This window comes from Haemophilus sp. CCUG 60358, from assembly GCF_001679485.1.
In the GTDB taxonomy this organism is placed as follows: domain Bacteria; phylum Pseudomonadota; class Gammaproteobacteria; order Enterobacterales; family Pasteurellaceae; genus Haemophilus_D.
Window position 1 is genome coordinate 310,728 of the sequence record NZ_LZOZ01000014.1, and the last position, 15,578, is coordinate 326,305.

19 protein-coding genes are annotated in these 15,578 nt (G+C 38.3%); 11 read left to right on the forward strand and 8 right to left on the reverse strand.

Annotated elements, in window-relative coordinates; all coding sequences use genetic code 11:
- Complete coding sequence (locus A9500_RS06555) at positions 1-567, reverse strand: aminotransferase class IV family protein (protein WP_005696486.1); 567 nt, start codon at positions 565-567, stop codon at positions 1-3.
- Positions 567-1,541 carry an aminodeoxychorismate synthase component I gene (locus tag A9500_RS06560; RefSeq protein WP_005699850.1) on the reverse strand — a complete coding sequence of 325 codons (975 nt, stop codon included), beginning with the start codon at positions 1,539-1,541 and terminating at the stop codon, positions 567-569. Before A9500_RS06560 ends, A9500_RS06555 begins: the two co-directional genes overlap by 1 nt.
- A gap of 76 nt (positions 1,542-1,617) precedes the next feature.
- On the opposite strand from A9500_RS06560, the gene A9500_RS06565 reads away from it, so the two are divergent.
- The 10 genes from A9500_RS06565 (at position 1,618) to A9500_RS06610 (ending at position 10,146) form a co-directional block, all read left to right on the forward strand.
- The gene (locus tag A9500_RS06565; RefSeq protein WP_005697717.1) at positions 1,618-2,208 is read left to right on the forward strand and encodes an anthranilate synthase component II; all 591 of its coding nucleotides are present in this window, start codon (positions 1,618-1,620) and stop codon (positions 2,206-2,208) included.
- Positions 2,209-2,284: 76 nt separating this feature from the next.
- On the forward strand, positions 2,285-3,439 hold the full coding sequence (gene metK, locus A9500_RS06570; RefSeq protein ID WP_005696483.1) for a methionine adenosyltransferase: 1,155 nt from the start codon (positions 2,285-2,287) through the stop codon (positions 3,437-3,439).
- A 56-nt stretch (positions 3,440-3,495) separates the two neighbouring features.
- A complete protein-coding gene (locus A9500_RS06575) occupies positions 3,496-4,008 on the forward strand; it encodes a SprT family zinc-dependent metalloprotease (protein ID WP_005696481.1) in 513 nt (170 codons plus the stop codon).
- 53 nt (positions 4,009-4,061) lie between these two features.
- Positions 4,062-4,580, forward strand: a complete 519-nt coding sequence (locus A9500_RS06580; RefSeq protein WP_005696480.1) for an opacity family porin — start codon at positions 4,062-4,064, stop codon at positions 4,578-4,580.
- Between the two features lie 156 nt (positions 4,581-4,736).
- Positions 4,737-5,081, forward strand: coding sequence for an ArsC family reductase (locus tag A9500_RS06585; RefSeq protein WP_049375765.1), 345 nt, complete (start codon positions 4,737-4,739; stop codon positions 5,079-5,081).
- Positions 5,082-5,150: 69 nt separating this feature from the next.
- Positions 5,151-5,597 (forward strand): hypothetical protein, encoded by a 447-nt coding sequence (locus A9500_RS06590; protein WP_032822690.1) that lies wholly within the window; start codon positions 5,151-5,153, stop codon positions 5,595-5,597.
- An 86-nt stretch (positions 5,598-5,683) separates the two neighbouring features.
- Positions 5,684-6,085, forward strand: a complete 402-nt coding sequence (locus tag A9500_RS06595; protein ID WP_049375766.1) for a hypothetical protein — start codon at positions 5,684-5,686, stop codon at positions 6,083-6,085.
- A gap of 170 nt (positions 6,086-6,255) precedes the next feature.
- Entirely contained in the window at positions 6,256-8,211 is a 1,956-nt protein-coding gene (locus A9500_RS06600) for a TonB-dependent copper receptor (protein ID WP_065244330.1), read from the forward strand.
- 119 nt (positions 8,212-8,330) lie between these two features.
- Positions 8,331-9,464 carry a succinyl-diaminopimelate desuccinylase gene (dapE, locus tag A9500_RS06605; RefSeq protein ID WP_005696475.1) on the forward strand — a complete coding sequence of 378 codons (1,134 nt, stop codon included), beginning with the start codon at positions 8,331-8,333 and terminating at the stop codon, positions 9,462-9,464.
- Position 9,465: 1 nt separating this feature from the next.
- Entirely contained in the window at positions 9,466-10,146 is a 681-nt protein-coding gene (locus tag A9500_RS06610) for a M15 family metallopeptidase (RefSeq protein WP_005696474.1), read from the forward strand.
- 39 nt (positions 10,147-10,185) lie between these two features.
- Here A9500_RS06610 and rapZ read toward each other — a convergent pair whose 3' ends face one another.
- The 6 genes from rapZ to yjgA all read right to left on the reverse strand — a co-directional run bounded on the left by rapZ (position 10,186) and on the right by yjgA (position 14,042).
- Positions 10,186-11,034 carry an RNase adapter RapZ gene (gene rapZ, locus A9500_RS06615; protein WP_005696472.1) on the reverse strand — a complete coding sequence of 283 codons (849 nt, stop codon included), beginning with the start codon at positions 11,032-11,034 and terminating at the stop codon, positions 10,186-10,188.
- A 31-nt stretch (positions 11,035-11,065) separates the two neighbouring features.
- Entirely contained in the window at positions 11,066-11,584 is a 519-nt protein-coding gene (gene ptsN / locus A9500_RS06620; RefSeq protein WP_005696471.1) for a PTS IIA-like nitrogen regulatory protein PtsN, read from the reverse strand.
- 3 nt (positions 11,585-11,587) lie between these two features.
- Positions 11,588-12,313: an LPS export ABC transporter ATP-binding protein gene (gene lptB / locus A9500_RS06625; protein ID WP_005696470.1), complete on the reverse strand. Its 726-nt coding sequence runs from the start codon at positions 12,311-12,313 to the stop codon at positions 11,588-11,590.
- A gap of 3 nt (positions 12,314-12,316) precedes the next feature.
- Complete coding sequence (gene lptA, locus A9500_RS06630) at positions 12,317-12,835, reverse strand: lipopolysaccharide transport periplasmic protein LptA (protein ID WP_005696469.1); 519 nt, start codon at positions 12,833-12,835, stop codon at positions 12,317-12,319.
- A complete protein-coding gene (gene lptC / locus A9500_RS06635) occupies positions 12,816-13,424 on the reverse strand; it encodes an LPS export ABC transporter periplasmic protein LptC (RefSeq protein WP_032822692.1) in 609 nt (202 codons plus the stop codon). Before lptC ends, lptA begins: the two co-directional genes overlap by 20 nt.
- An 81-nt stretch (positions 13,425-13,505) precedes the next feature.
- The gene (gene yjgA / locus A9500_RS06640) at positions 13,506-14,042 is read right to left on the reverse strand and encodes a ribosome biogenesis factor YjgA (protein ID WP_005696467.1); all 537 of its coding nucleotides are present in this window, start codon (positions 14,040-14,042) and stop codon (positions 13,506-13,508) included.
- Between the two features lie 88 nt (positions 14,043-14,130).
- Between yjgA and pmbA the strand changes: the two genes are divergently transcribed.
- Positions 14,131-15,486 (forward strand): metalloprotease PmbA, encoded by a 1,356-nt coding sequence (gene pmbA, locus A9500_RS06645; protein WP_049371542.1) that lies wholly within the window; start codon positions 14,131-14,133, stop codon positions 15,484-15,486.
- The last annotated feature ends 92 nt before the right edge of the window (positions 15,487-15,578 follow it).

The following is a 15,578-nucleotide window of genomic DNA, read 5'->3' on the forward strand; positions in this document are numbered from 1 at the left end:
TTATAGTTCATTCAATGCATTAATAACTCGAATTTCGTCAAACTGCTCAAGTTGTTCTTGTCTAATTTCAATTTCTTGAAGTTGACCGGATTGTAGTAAATATTCCCTTTGTGTGCCTTTTAATAAAGGGGTATTCGGTGTGAACCATTGAGTTCCGTTTCTAAAGGCGAGATTACCAATAGAGCAGTCTGTGACAAATCCCTCTTTAATAATAATGATTTCATCAGCCTCTCCCTTTTGTGCAAATAAGGTATTGATAAGTTCACGGTCAGCATATTTGAGCGAATAATCAATTTCATTACAGACTATGGACTTGAATACACGATGTGTTTTAGGTGTATATTCAACGTATAAAATTTTGGTTTGATGAGCGTTGTAGTCAATTCGACAGCGAACAAGCTTATTATGTAGCTTCTTAGGTACTTGAATTAGATCTAAAAGATTAAAAAAAGTGATCGCACTTTTTCCATAATAAGTGATAAGGCTATGCTCATAGCGTGCTTGATGCAGAGCAATATTTTTAATTTTGCCATTTTCAATGGCGATGGTTTCAAATAAAGGGAACATTACTTTTCCTTTTGGATTGGAAGGTAAACTTTGGCAATCAGCTCTTGATATTCGTCTTCAAGTTGGCTTTGAATGGTAATGCCACCACCACTACGAAAATAAAATTTATCACCTCTTTGTTCAATAAAGCGAATTGCGACGGCACTATTTAGGTTTTCGCCATCAAAAATACCGAAAATTCCTGTGTAATAACCTCGTTCTTGCTTTTCAGCTTGTTGTATAATGGAAACCGTTTTTTCTTTAGGCGCTCCGCTGATTGAGCCTGCAGGTAAAAGTGTGGCTAATATTGAGCCAATTTTATTTTGCCAATTATCTTCTAATTCACCGTAAATTTCTGAACTGGTTTGTAGTATTTCGCCTTGTTCTGTGTAAATACTATCGATGTAGCGAAAACGAGATACTTTGATATTTTGGGCAACCATTGCAAGATCATTACGCATTAAATCGACAATGGTGTAATGTTCTCGTTGCTCTTTTTCATCCTTTAACAAATTAGCTTTGGCATTAGGCTGGCTCGCATCAATCGTTCCTTTCATAGGATAGGTGTAAATTTTGTTTTGTCGAATTTGCACAAAGGATTCAGGTGAAAAGCAGACAAATTGCTCCTTAAAAAGTAATTTATAAGGCGCCTCAACTGAATGGAAAATTTGGATTAAATCCCCATTTAATTTGATTTCGGTAGGATAAGTGAGATTGAGTAAATAGGAATTACCTTTTTGTAATTCGTGTTGAACAAGATGAAATCCTTGTTCATATTGATGTAATGTAATGGGTTTTTTATCAATGATAGACAAAGCAAAGTGCGGTTGATTTTCAGTGATATTTTTTACGCCTTGAATATCCCAAATCAGCCCTTTTTCAGTGCTTTCATCAAAAGAACAAATAAGCGGTTTCTTCTGTTCAAAATCAATTAAGAAGAAAAAAGGTTGGCGTAATGCACCATAAGTATTAGCTTGCTGAATAAATGTTTGCATGGCTTGTAGATAAAAAAATAAAAAGGATTTTAACGCAGAATCGCTATAATGTTGAAATGAATTTAGTCACCGAATTATGGCACTAGCCCGTATGAAAAAAATTTTAGTTATCAATAACCATGATTCTTTTACTTATAATTTAGTGGATCTCATTCGCCAATTACAGGTGCGTTTTGATGTTGTAAGTGTTGAAGATTTATCATTAGATTGTGTAGAAGGTTATACACATATTTTAATTTCTCCAGGACCAGATGTTCCAAGCATGTATCCACAATTATTTGCGATGTTAGAACGATTTTATCAAACAAAGTCCATTCTAGGGGTTTGCTTAGGACATCAAACCCTTTGTGAATTCTTTGGCGGAGAAATCTATAATTTGCCAAGTGTGCGCCATGGACAGAAACGCCGCTTAAAAGTGCGGTCAAATTCAGGCTTATTTTTAGGGCTTCCAGCCGAATTTGAAATAGGTCTTTATCATTCCTGGGCAGTACAAACAGAAAGTATGCCAGAGACATTAGAAATTACAGCCGTTTGTGATGATGAAATCGTGATGGCAACACAGCACAAAAATTTACCTATTTTTTCTGTGCAATTTCATCCTGAGTCTTACATGTCAGAATTCGGCGAACAAGTGTTACAAAATTGGTTAAATTTCAAAAATACTTGATAGGAATGCTTGCTTATTAGTCAAAAAAGCGTATTATAGCCGTCTATACGTCAATACATCCAAAAGAAGAGAACTTATGTCTAGCTATTTATTTACTTCTGAATCGGTTTCAGAAGGACATCCAGATAAGATTGCCGATCAAATTTCTGATGCGGTACTTGATGAAATTTTAAAACAAGATCCTAAAGCTCGTGTGGCTTGCGAAACCTATGTAAAAACAGGGATGGCGTTAGTCGGTGGTGAAATTACGACATCAGCATGGGTTGATATTGAAAATCTCACTCGCCAAGTGATTTGTGATATTGGTTACAAACACTCAGAGATGGGGTTTGATGGTAATTCTTGTGCGGTATTAAATGCGATTGGTAAGCAATCATCTGATATTAACCAAGGTGTGGATCGTGAGAATCCATTAGATCAAGGTGCGGGTGACCAAGGGATCATGTTTGGTTATGCGACAAATGAAACCGAAGTCTTGATGCCTGCGGCGATTACTTATGCGCATCGTTTAATGGAAAAACAAGCAGAAGTACGTAAAAGCGGAAAACTGGCCTGGTTACGCCCAGATGCGAAAAGCCAAGTGACTTTAAAATATGAAGATAACAAAATTGTGGGTGTGGATGCAGTAGTGCTTTCTACACAACATAGTGAAGAAGTCTCACAAAAAGAAATTTATGAAGGCGTGATGGAAGAAATCATCAAGCCAATTCTGCCAAGCGAATGGTTATCTCAACAAACAAAATATTTCATTAACCCAACCGGTCGTTTTGTGATTGGTGGTCCAATGGGTGACTGTGGTTTAACGGGTCGTAAAATCATTGTTGATACATACGGCGGTGCAGCTCGTCATGGTGGTGGTGCCTTCTCGGGTAAAGATCCATCAAAAGTAGACCGTTCAGCCGCTTATGCCGCGCGTTATGTGGCCAAAAATATTGTTGCAGCAGGTCTTGCAGATCGTTGTGAAATTCAACTTTCTTATGCAATTGGTGTGGCAGAGCCAACGTCGATCATGGTAGAAACCTTTGGTACAGGAAAAGTATCAAACGAAGTATTGGTTAAATTAGTGCGTGAATTCTTTGATTTACGTCCTTATGGTTTAATTAAAATGTTAAATTTAATTCAACCAATCTATCGCCAAACTGCCGCGTATGGACACTTCGGTCGTGAACAATTCCCATGGGAAAAAGTAGATCGTGCAGAAGAATTACGTGCAGCAGCTGGTCTAAAATAAGTAAATTAAATGTATATGATAAAAACCGCTAATTTAGCGGTTTTTGTTTACTGAACATGATGATGTCATCTCAAACTCAGTTTCGGCATTTAAAAATGCAGGTGCAGCGCAAACTTGCAGAGACATTACAATTGGCTGAAAATCACTTTCAACGAACATTTTCTGTTCCGACAATTAGTTATGAATTGCGAGGAGTTAAGGCTGGTGTTGCCTATTTACAGAAAAATGAGATTAAATTTAACCGCACTTTGCTACTTGAGAATTCAGATGAATTTATTCGTCAGGTAGTTCCACACGAATTAGCTCATCTTATTGTGTATCAAGTATTTGGTCAGGTGAAACCGCATGGACAGGAATGGCAATCGGTGATGACACAGTTATTTAATCTCCCGGCTGATACTTGCCATCAATTTGATGTAGAGAATGTACAAGGCAAAATGTTTGCTTATCAATGTGAATGTCAGACTCATTACTTAACGATTCGGCGGCATAATCGTATTCAACGCGATAAAATTGCTTATTTATGCCGAAAATGTTACGAAAAATTGGTTTTTCATAGTGAAAATTAATAAGCAGTATGGTATATTTTTAGTGTTTTCAATCAAATAACAGGGGTTATCCAATGAAAAAATCATTATTAGCTATCGTTGTCGGAGCATTAGCGGTTGCTTCAACTGCAAATGCAGGTTTATATGCAGAAGGCGATCTTGGTCTTTCAAGAACTAAATTAACCAATGGTGGTTCAAGCAAAACTAAAATTGAGCCACGTGTTGCAGTAGGTTACAAATTAGGTAATGTACGTGTAGCAGGTGATTATACTCATCACGGTAACTTCCAAGGCACTAAAGTTCAAGGTTTAGGCGCGACAGTATTCTATGACTTCGATACCAACTCTCAAATTGAACCTTATGTTGGTGCTCGTCTTGCGGCTAACCGTTTCAAATTTGAAGACCGCGCAGAACAACGTTATAAAAGCTCTTCTGAAACCAAAGTGGGTTATGGTGTAGTTGCGGGTGCTAAATATAAATTAGCAGACAAAGTGTATGCAAACGGTGGTTTAGAATATAACCGTTTAGGTAGCTTTGATGATACTAAAGTGAATAACTATGGCGCTAAAGTAGGTGTAGGTTACGAATTCTAATTTCCCTTTTGAAAAGTGCGGTTGATTTTCACCGTACTTTTTTCTTTTGGGTATAAAAGTTTGTATCGTGTTAATCTATTTGTGATTAATTCATGTAGCAGTTAAAATCCTCGTTCTAAATGAAATCGAGGATTTTTTATTTTTAGAGGTGAGAATATGATTATCGTTTATGGTATTAAAAACTGCGATACAGTGAAAAAAGCGTTGAAGTGGTTAACTGAACATAATATTGAACATAAATTACATGATTACCGAGTTGATGGATTAGATGCTCAGTTCTTGCAACAAGCAGAAGCACAATTTGGTTGGGACAATTTAGTCAATAAACGTAGCACAACGTGGCGTAATCTTGATGAAAAAGTGAAAAATACGCTATCAAAATCTACCGCACTTTCCGTATTAGCTAAAAATCCAACGTTAATTAAACGCCCGATTATTTTACAAGATGAAAAGGCATTGATTGGCTTTAACGAAAAAGAATATATCGCAGCATTTAAGTAGAAGGATTTATTTTTACTGTTTATCTACTTATTAGAACTACTAATTTTGATTAAAAAAGAAAATATAAAAATGAATAATGAACAACAAAGTGAACAGCAAAAAGCTATACGACGTTTTTTTATTGGGAGTTTTTTTATTGCATTATTGTGCGCTGCTGTCGTTGATTTATTTCTTGCTTCAATGGATCACGGCTCAGATGACGTGGTATGGGTATTTTTTTATACTTTTTTTATCGTATTTATACCTAGTGCGATTACAACGTTTGTTTTTTACATCACTCAGGAAAAAGCAAGTAGCTACTATTCGCGGTATTTGTTACTGGCATTTTTGATGCCACCCTTTTTAATTCCGATCCTGACCACATTATTCGATTTGATTTATTTAAACAGTTGGCATGATGCTATTGATACGCTTGTAGAGTATTATCTAACGCACGGTATTTTGGCTTGTATATTGGGAGTAGCTCAACTGGTGTTAGCACAAGCGTGTTTTATAAAAATATGGGACACACAGTAACCTCTTAACCTTGTTCTTTATTAAAGCTGGAGGCTTTCTTATCTGCTTATTAGAGTTATTAATTTTATTTGAAAGGAAATATAAAGATGAATAATGCATTACAAAAGACTATACCACGTTTTTTTATTGGGAGTTTTTTTATTGCATTATTATGTGCAGTCATTATTTCTGAGTTTGTTGGAGATGCATTTTTTCTTTCTTTTCTTATTTCATTTATACCAGGGGTGATGACAACACTTATCTTTTTTGTTACTCGGGAAAAAGCAAGTCGCTACTATGGGCGGTATTTATTGGTGGCATTTTTTATGCCTTTTTTAATCCCTATTATCGTCGGATTATCTTTGCATTTTGTTGATTTAGATTGGAATAGCACTGTTGACACCATTATAGGTGCTTATTTTTTATTAGGTCTTCCTTGCGCTATTTTAGGGATAGTTCAATTGGTGTTAGCTGTCGTATGTTTGCCAGAAATGCATCGTAAAGTGTAATCTTTTCACCTTGCATTTTGTTTTTAATAAGAATAAGATTCATTACAGTGTTATTGCAAATTCAATCACTGATGTGATAAATATTTCATAGCAGTTGGTTATTTGTTTGGAATTGTTTATGTGATTGAATTGTAACTTTTCTTAATTAATTGCCAAACAAAGGATTGATTATGCATAACAAATCTTATTTTGCTCTCCTTCCACTTCCATTTTTCTTATCTAATGCTTTTGCTGAAGATGCACAGCCTGTAACATTGTTGGATCCTATTGTGGTCACCGGTGTTACTCAGACGAATGCTAATTCAGTCAAACTTAATCCTAAAACAACGCTTCAACCTTTACCTGCTGGTGATGGAGCCGATTTACTACAATCAGTAGCAAATATGAGCGTGATTCGCAAAGGGGGAAGTTCTGGAGATCCGCTCTTTAGAGGATTGGGGGGATCTCGTTTAAGTATTCAAGCGGATGATCAATTTATTTATGGAGGATGTAGCAATCGTATGGATCCTCCAACTGCTTATATTTTCCCATCCGCTTATGATGAAGTAGTTGTTACTAAAGGACCTCAAACAGTCACACAAGGCACGGGTCTAGTGGCTGGAGCAGTACATTTTGTTCGTAAAGAACCTGAATTTGATACGCAAAACACTTATTTAAATGGCAGTGTAACCCTTGGTGGAAATAAACGCCGTGATGCTTATTTTGATGCGATGGCTGGTGGTAAATATGGTTATTTACGTACGAGTATGTCACACAATGAGGCAGGAAATTACAAAGATGGCGATGGCAATCGAGTTCATTCCTCTTTTGAACGCCGTAATCAAATGTTACAGCTTGGTTTCACACCGACAGAAAATACCTTATTGACAGAAACTTATGAACGGAGTAGAGGCGAAGCAGCTTATGCAGATCGAATGATGGATGGGAGTAAGTTTGATCGTGATGCGTGGAATGTTCGATTTGTACAACGAAATATTACACCATGGTTCACTGAACTTGAATTACGCTACGGTCAAAGTAAGATAGATCACGTGATGGATACTTATAGTATGCGTTATTTAAGCATGATGGGAAATCAAGTTAAAAAAGCCATGAACCCAAAACGTGAAACAAATACGGGACACTTAAAGGCAACTTTTGATTGGCCGGATATTAATTTACAGATTGGCATTGATTATATGCGTGACAAACACCTTGCGCGTATGGAAATGAAAGGGGAAGGTTACACGCATAAACCTTATCAACCGCAACAAAACTTCACCCAATGGGGCGGATTTGCAGAAGGAGCATGGACGATAAATGATAGCCGTAAATTCATTGCAGGTTATCGTTATGATGAAGTAAAGGCTGAATATGACACCTTAATGACAAATCATCCGAATAAAAAACGTACTTATGATTTACATGCGGGCTTCTTCCGTTGGGAAGAAGAGATTAATGGCATTAAATATTATGCTGGTCTTGGTGTTGCAGAGCGTGCACCGGATTATTGGGAGCGCCGTGCAAGTCAAGTGTTGAATAAAGAACAAAACCGTCAAATTGATACGGGATTAATTTGGAAAAATGATGCCTTTGATTTTTCTGTATCGTTATTTGGTAGTGATATTCACGATTTTATCATGTTAGAACGGGTAGGTAAAAATGTCTCAGCTCGTAACATCAAGGCAACTCGATTAGGCGGCGAAATTGAAGGCAAATGGAGATTTGCTCGTCACTGGGAAATCGGTAGTAGTCTTGCTTATACTTATGGTAAAAATCGCACGGACGACCGTCCACTCGCTCAAACTCCACCATTAGAATGGAAAAACTCATTAACTTGGGATAATGAAACCTTGAGTGCAGGAGTTTTATGGCGATTGGTTTCGGCCCAAAAACGCTATGCAACGGGACAAGGCAACATTATTGGGCAGGACATCGGTGCTTCCGCTGGCTTTGGAACGTTATCCTTTAATACTGGGTGGAAAATTAATAAATATGCCACTTTGCAGGGCGGAATTGATAACTTATTTAATAAATCCTATGCAGAATTTGTAAGTAAAGGCGCAGATCCTTCAGCGGGGCTTCAAACTGTTCGAGTGAATGAGCCAGGACGTCAATATTGGTTACGTTTGCAAGTTCAATTCTAGGATTCTTCATAAACTAATAAAAAACGGATAACGAGGTTGTCCGTTTTTTATTTGAACAGATTTAAATTAAAGGAAAATTTTGTTAAATTAGACCGCACTTTTAGTCATAAACAAATATTATGAAACAAAAAACTATTGAGCTTGCACAAGCATTAATTCGTCGTCCCTCTATTAGCCCAAATGATGAGGGCTGTCAGCAATTGATTGCTGAGCGTTTGGAAAAACTCGGCTTTCAAATTGAATGGATGCCTTTCAACGATACGTTAAATTTATGGGCGAAGCATGGTGCTGGTGAGCCTGTTATTGCCTTTGCAGGGCATACCGATGTGGTGCCGACAGGAGATGAAGCGCACTGGACTTATCCGCCGTTTTCTGCCGAAATTGTAGATGATGTGCTTTATGGTCGTGGTGCGGCAGATATGAAAGGCTCATTAGCAGCAATGATTGTGGCGGCAGAAGAATATGTGAAAGCTAATCTGAATCATAAAGGAACGATTGCTTTGTTGATTACTTCTGACGAAGAGGCTGCCGCGAAAGATGGCACGGTACGTGTTGTCGAAACCTTAATGGCGCGCGGTGAGAAAATCACTTATTGCATGGTAGGCGAGCCATCTAGTTCAAAAACATTAGGCGATGTAGTCAAAAATGGCCGTCGCGGTTCGATTACTGGTAACCTCTACATTCAAGGTATTCAAGGCCATGTGGCTTATCCTCATTTAGCGGAAAATCCAATTCACAAAGCCGCACCTTTCTTGCAGGAATTAACCACCTATCAATGGGATAATGGTAATGAATTTTTCCCGCCAACTAGTTTACAAATTGCGAATATTCATGCAGGAACAGGGAGTAATAATGTCATCCCTGGTGAGCTTTATGTGCAATTCAATTTACGTTATTGTACGGAAGTGACCGATGAAGGCATTAAGCAGAAAGTGGCGGAAATGCTTGAAAAACATGATTTGAAATACCGTATTGATTGGAATTTATCGGGTAAACCATTTTTAACGAAACCAGGCAAATTATTAGATGCATTAACGACGGCTATTGAGCAAACAACCGGTATTGCACCACAAGCAGAAACAGGCGGTGGCACCTCTGATGGGCGTTTTATTGCGTTAATGGGCGCTGAAGTGGTGGAGTTTGGGCCGCTTAATGCGACGATTCATAAAGTGAATGAATGTGTAAACGTTGATGATCTTGCCAAGTGCGGTCAGATTTATCATCAAATGTTAGTGAATTTATTGGACAAGTAAGATGAAATTAACGCCTGAAATGTTAACTGGCAAATCTCGTGAACATTTGATTAATTTGCCTACACCTCATTCTCCGAATCATTTTTTGCAAGCAGAGGCAATGAAAGCGTTTCAAGGATTGCAGCAAAGTGCGGTCAAAAATGGCTTTAATTTGCAACCCGCGAGTAGCTTTCGTGATTTTGAACGTCAACAACTCATTTGGAACGGTAAATTTAACGGTGAACGCAAGGTTCATGATGATGCGGGAAATCCATTAGATTTAGCGTTGTTAGATGATTGGCAAAAAGCACAGGCCATTTTACGTTGGTCAGCGCTCCCAGGGGGAAGTCGTCATCATTGGGGAACAGAAATCGATATTTTTGATCCTGATCTTTTGCTTCAAGGTCAATCTTTACAACTTGAACCTTGGGAATATGAAAAGGGTGGTTATTTTTTTGAACTTAGTGAATTTCTTACTGAAAATCTACCGCACTTTGATTTTGCTTTGCCATTTATCAGTCAGCCAGAAGGTAAAAAAATTGGCCGAGAGCCTTGGCATATTAGCTATTTACCGTTGGCAGAGCAGGCATCACGATTATTTACGCCAGATGTGCTATTGCAGGTTTGGCAGCATGAAACCGTGGCTGGAAAAGAAACGTTAATTGCACATTTGCCTGAGATTTTTGAGCAGTATGTGGTTTAATAAAAACGCAGCAAGTCGCTGCGTTTTTTTATGGTTTGATTAATTCTTTTCCAAGGATTTATGTTGAATTTTCACATTCTTGCCTTTGGCTTGGAAATATTCACCAATTTGTTGAGCGATGTAAACAGAACGATGTTTGCCACCCGTACAACCAATGGCAATGGTTAAATAGCTTCGATTATTTTGCTCTAACATCGGTAACCACGTTTCAATGTAATTACGCGTTTGGTAGATAAAATTATTCACTTCATCATGTGCAAGTAAAAATTGTGCAACGGGTTCATCAAGCCCTGTCATTGGACGAAGTTCTGGATCCCAGTGCGGGTTAGGTAGAAAACGCACATCAAAGACATAATCGGCATCAAGCGGAATGCCATATTTAAAGCCAAACGATTCAACCACGATTTTAAGCTCTTTATCTGTATTACCCCGTAAAACCTCTCTTAAACGTTCAGATAACGAATGAGTAGAAAGAGGTGCGGTATCAATAATAAAATTAGCATGTTGAATTAACGGTTCAAGTTGCTGATATTCTAAATCAATCGCTGATTCAAGTGGGAGATCTTGTGCTGAAAGTGGATGAAGACGACGTGAATCGCTGTAACGACGAATAAGTGTACTACGATCGCTGTCCAGAAAGATGATTTTGACAGAATAAGTGGCTTGAATATCTGTCAGAATCTTGTCTAAATCAGCACTTGAATGAGGAAGATTTCGAATATCAAGACTGATGGCAACAGCTGTTTGAGTTTTGGCGAGAATATTGGTGAGTTGAGGAAGTAAATCGAGAGGGAGATTATCCACGCAATAATAGCCCATATCTTCCAAAGCTCGTAATGCGACAGATTTCCCCGCACCAGAGCGACCGCTGATAATAATAATTTCCATCTGCGTGATTCCTTATGGTTAGTCGGTTAGGTTATACCTCTTGAGGTTCAATATTATCTAAATTTGTGTCGTCTTCAGATTCCTCTGAATGATCGGCACATTCAAAAATTTGCCAAATTTCATCCGCACTTTGTGCTGAACGAAGTTGTTTAATTAAGTTTTTATCCGTTAATTTTTCATTGAGTTCTGCGAGAACAGGAATATATTCTTGGCAGAGATTTTCAGGTACAAGCACAGCAAAAACGATATCCACCGGTTTATTATCAGCCGCATCATATTCAACAGGCGTTTCTAATTGCATAAATACCGTTAGGATTTTATCTGACACAGTAGCAGGTAACTTGGCTTTAGGCATGGCAACACCATTGCCCAATCCTGAATTACCTAATTTTTCCCGCTCAAATAAACATTCAAAACAGGCCTGTTCACCATTTTCGCATTGAAGTTTTTCAACAACGAAAGCGGCAATAGATTCAAATAATCGTTTCTTGCTAGAAAAAGCAACCCCCTGACGAATATCATCAGGGGAGAGCAATGTTGTAAATTTCATCGGTTATAGTTTAAATTGTTCGCCTAAATAGACACGTTTGACGTGCTCATCATTCATGACTTCTTCCGGTGTGCCGGTCGCGATAATTTTCCCTTCACCAACAATGTAAGCGCGTTCACAAACATCAAGGGTTTCGCGTACGTTATGGTCGGTAATTAACACGCCTAAGCCACGATTACGGAGATCCGTGATGATTTTCTTAATATCCGTCACCGAAATAGGGTCAACACCCGCAAAAGGTTCATCTAGTAAAATGAATTTAGGATTTGCCGCTAAGGCGCGTGCAATTTCCACACGACGACGTTCACCACCAGAAAGCGATTGTCCCAGGCTATCACGAATATGTCCAATGTTGAATTCATCAATTAACTCATCCGCTCTCTCTCTGCGTTGTTCTGCAGTGAGATCTTTGCGAATTTCTAATACCGCCATAAGATTTTCATACACCGTTAAACGACGGAAAATAGAGGCTTCTTGTGGTAAATAGCCAATTCCTCGACGAGCACGTTCATGCATAGGTAATACGCTAATATCATCGCCATCAATGGTGATTTTTCCCTGATCATGACGCACTAAACCGACGACCATGTAGAAAGTAGTGGTTTTACCTGCACCATTTGGACCAAGTAGGCCAACAATTTCATTGGAGTTTACGGTCAAACTCACATCAGAAACCACTTTTCGGCTCTTATAACTTTTTGCGAGAAATTCAGCTTGTAATACAGACATCGGTTATTTTTTACCTTTTTGTTGTAATTGGGTCGGAATTAAGACGGTTTGCACACGTGATTTTCCATTACCATTGGCTTTTAACTGTTGTTTTTTCACATCATAAGTGATGCGTTCACCGTTAATTTTGCTATCTAATTGTTTTAATTCAGCATTACCGGTCAATGTTAAGAATTCAGTGCCTAAATCGTAGTGAACTTTATTCGCTCTACCGTCAACAGGCTTACCATCATCAAGTTGTTGGTGGAAGGTAACAGGGCTACCAAATGCTTCAACAGTTTCTTTTTTACCTGAATTTTCTGGTGGGCGAGTAATGACTACTTTATTGGCTTTAATCAAAATGGAACCTTGCGTAATCACAACGTTATCCGTAAAGGTTACTACGCTGTTCTCCATATCTAAAGATTGATTATCTGAGACAATATTAATCGGTTTATTGGTATCGTCTTTTAACGCAAAAGCAGACAAAGAAGTCATCATTAACGCCGTTAAAAGCAGAATTTTATTGTTTGTTGATTTCATAATATGTTTTTACCTGTTCCTTTAGAGTTGCAACTTGCTGACGTAAATTTCCGACGAGGTTCAATCCACTCGAGTTAAAGTTTAATCCGTTAATTTTTACTTGTGTATTGGAAGTAATGTCTTGTGTTTTTAAATTAATTACTGCGGCTTCAGTCTCAACACGTTGTAGGCGAGATAACGGATCAAGGCTCTCGGCAATCACGCCACCTTCAAGATAGAGCATTTGATCTTTCGTTAATTTTGCCTTTTTCGCGCTAAGTTTCCAATTTTGTTTTTCTAATTGAATTTTATCGGTTTTCGCTTCTTTATCTTTATTGTCCAAAGAGACATCAAAAAGATAGACTAACGGCGAAATAAAATCCGTATGGCCGTCTTGCGTGTAATATTCCACTTTGTCGGAAATCGCGAGATACTGTTTTTTACCTTCAGGTGAGAATACAGTGGTTTCCATTTTATTACCGACGTATTCTGGGCTATCAGGCTTTTTAATGAGGCTTTGTAAATCGCTATGATCTTGATTAAGCGAATAATACCAGCCTAATAAAGCGAGGGCGATGACACCTAAAATAATATTCCAACGAATATTCATAAATAACGTTTTTTCCTTTCTAAAAGGGTAGCCAATCATAGCACTTTTTTGACACAATGTGCGGTCAAAAATAGCGGTATTTTAGTCTTCTAAAATGAGTGTTTTTAAGATCTGATAAATCTCGCGATAAGCTTTTGACGGCTTATTTTGTTCCTTCTCTTTTTGTGCTGCACGAATCAAATTACGTAATTGTTGGCGATCTGCAGAAGGATGTTCATTTAACAAATCAGTCAGAGCCGCATCACCTTTTGCAATCAATTCATCACGTAAGATTTCCAACTTATGCAGCATAGCTTGTTGCTGATTATGTTTGTTTTCAATTTTTTCTAAAGCTTCACGAATAGGCTCTGCATCAATTGAGCGTAAGAGCTTACCGATGTATTGCAATTGGCGACGACGCGCCTCTTTTTGCAGGCGTTGTGCTAATTCAATGGCATCTTTCAAGCTATCGTCTAGTGGAACCTTAGTCAGATTTGCTTTGGTTAAGTTCACCAATTTCTCGCCGAGCTGTTTTAAATCCTCAGCATCGCGTTTGATTTCACTTTTGCTTACCCAAATAATCTCTTCTTGGTCTTCATCTTCCCAATCAAAGGCTTCTTTTTTCTTCCGTTTTGCCATTCTGTTACCTTATGAAAAATTTGGTGCATTTTAGCATAAACTTTCAAAATAAGATAAAATGGCGCAAATTTTTAATAGGATTATCACCATGAAAACAGCAGAAAATTTAACCGCACTTTTAAAATCTCAAGAGCAAACATTGCGTGATGCAGTCAGTTTTGCGATTGAAACCGCCCAGAAAGCGGGAGCCACCGCAGAAGTTGGCGTTACAAAAGTGAGTGGTTTATCGGTTTCAACCCGTCTGCAAGAGATTGAAAATGTTGAATTTACTAACGATGGGGCATTAGGTATTTCCGTTTATTTAGGCCAACAAAAAGGTAATGCCTCTACTTCAGATTTAAGTGAAGAAGCGATTAAAAACACCGTTGAAGCCGCGCTCGCTATTGCAAAATATACCTCACCAGATGATTGCACAGGGCTAGCAGATAAAGAACTAATGGCTTTTGAAGCGCCCGATTTAGAACTTTATCATGGGGCAAGTGTTGATGTTGAACAGGCTACAAAATTAGCTTTAGAGGCTGAAAAATCAGCGTTGGAATACGATGCTAAAATCGTGAATAGTAACGGTGCAAGTTTTAATTCACATACTGGCGTGCGTGTTTATGGCAATACACACGGCATGCTACAAAGTTACTTATCTAGCCGCTATTCTTTATCTTGTTCGGTGATTGGTGGAGAGCTAGATCAACTGGAAAATGACTACGAGTACACGGTTTCACGTGAGTTTGATGCGCTTTCTTCCGCGGATTGGGTAGGACAAAATTGCGCGAAAAAAGTGATCGCGCGTTTAAATCCACAGAAATTAAGCACGCGCGAAGTGCCCGTGATTTTCTTAAATGATGTGGCCACAGGATTAATTTCTCATTTAACGGGCGCGATTAGTGGCGGCAGCTTATATCGCAAATCCAGTTTCTTGCTCGATCATCTTGGAAAACAAGTATTGCCAGATTGGTTCCAAATCAGTGAGCGTCCTCATTTGTTAAGACGTTTAGCCTCTACGCCTTTTGATAGCGAAGGGGTTCGCACACAGAATCTTGAAATTATTCAAGATGGCGTGTTGCAAACCTATTTGCTCACCAGTTACAGCGGTAGAAAAATGGGCATGCAAAGTACTGGGCATGCAGGCGGTATTCACAACTGGCTCGTGAAACCAAATTTAACGGGCGGATTGACCGCACTTTTACGTCAAATGAGCACTGGTTTATTGGTTACCGATGTCATGGGACAAGGTGTCAATATTGTGACCGGGGATTATTCTCGTGGCGCAGCCGGTTTCTGGGTGGAAAATGGCGAGATCCAATATCCAGTTGCTGAAATTACGATTGCGGGTCAATTGCAGGATATGTTAAAAAATATTGTGGCAGTAGCAGATGATGTTGAACATCGTTCCAATATTCAAACCGGTTCAATCTTGTTAGATAAGATGAAAATTTCAGGAAATTAATAATTTTTTTAAAAATGATAATAATTCTTATTGACATGTAATTTCTTTCTGCTACTATACGCACATCTGTTTAGTAGCGATTGCAGATTGCT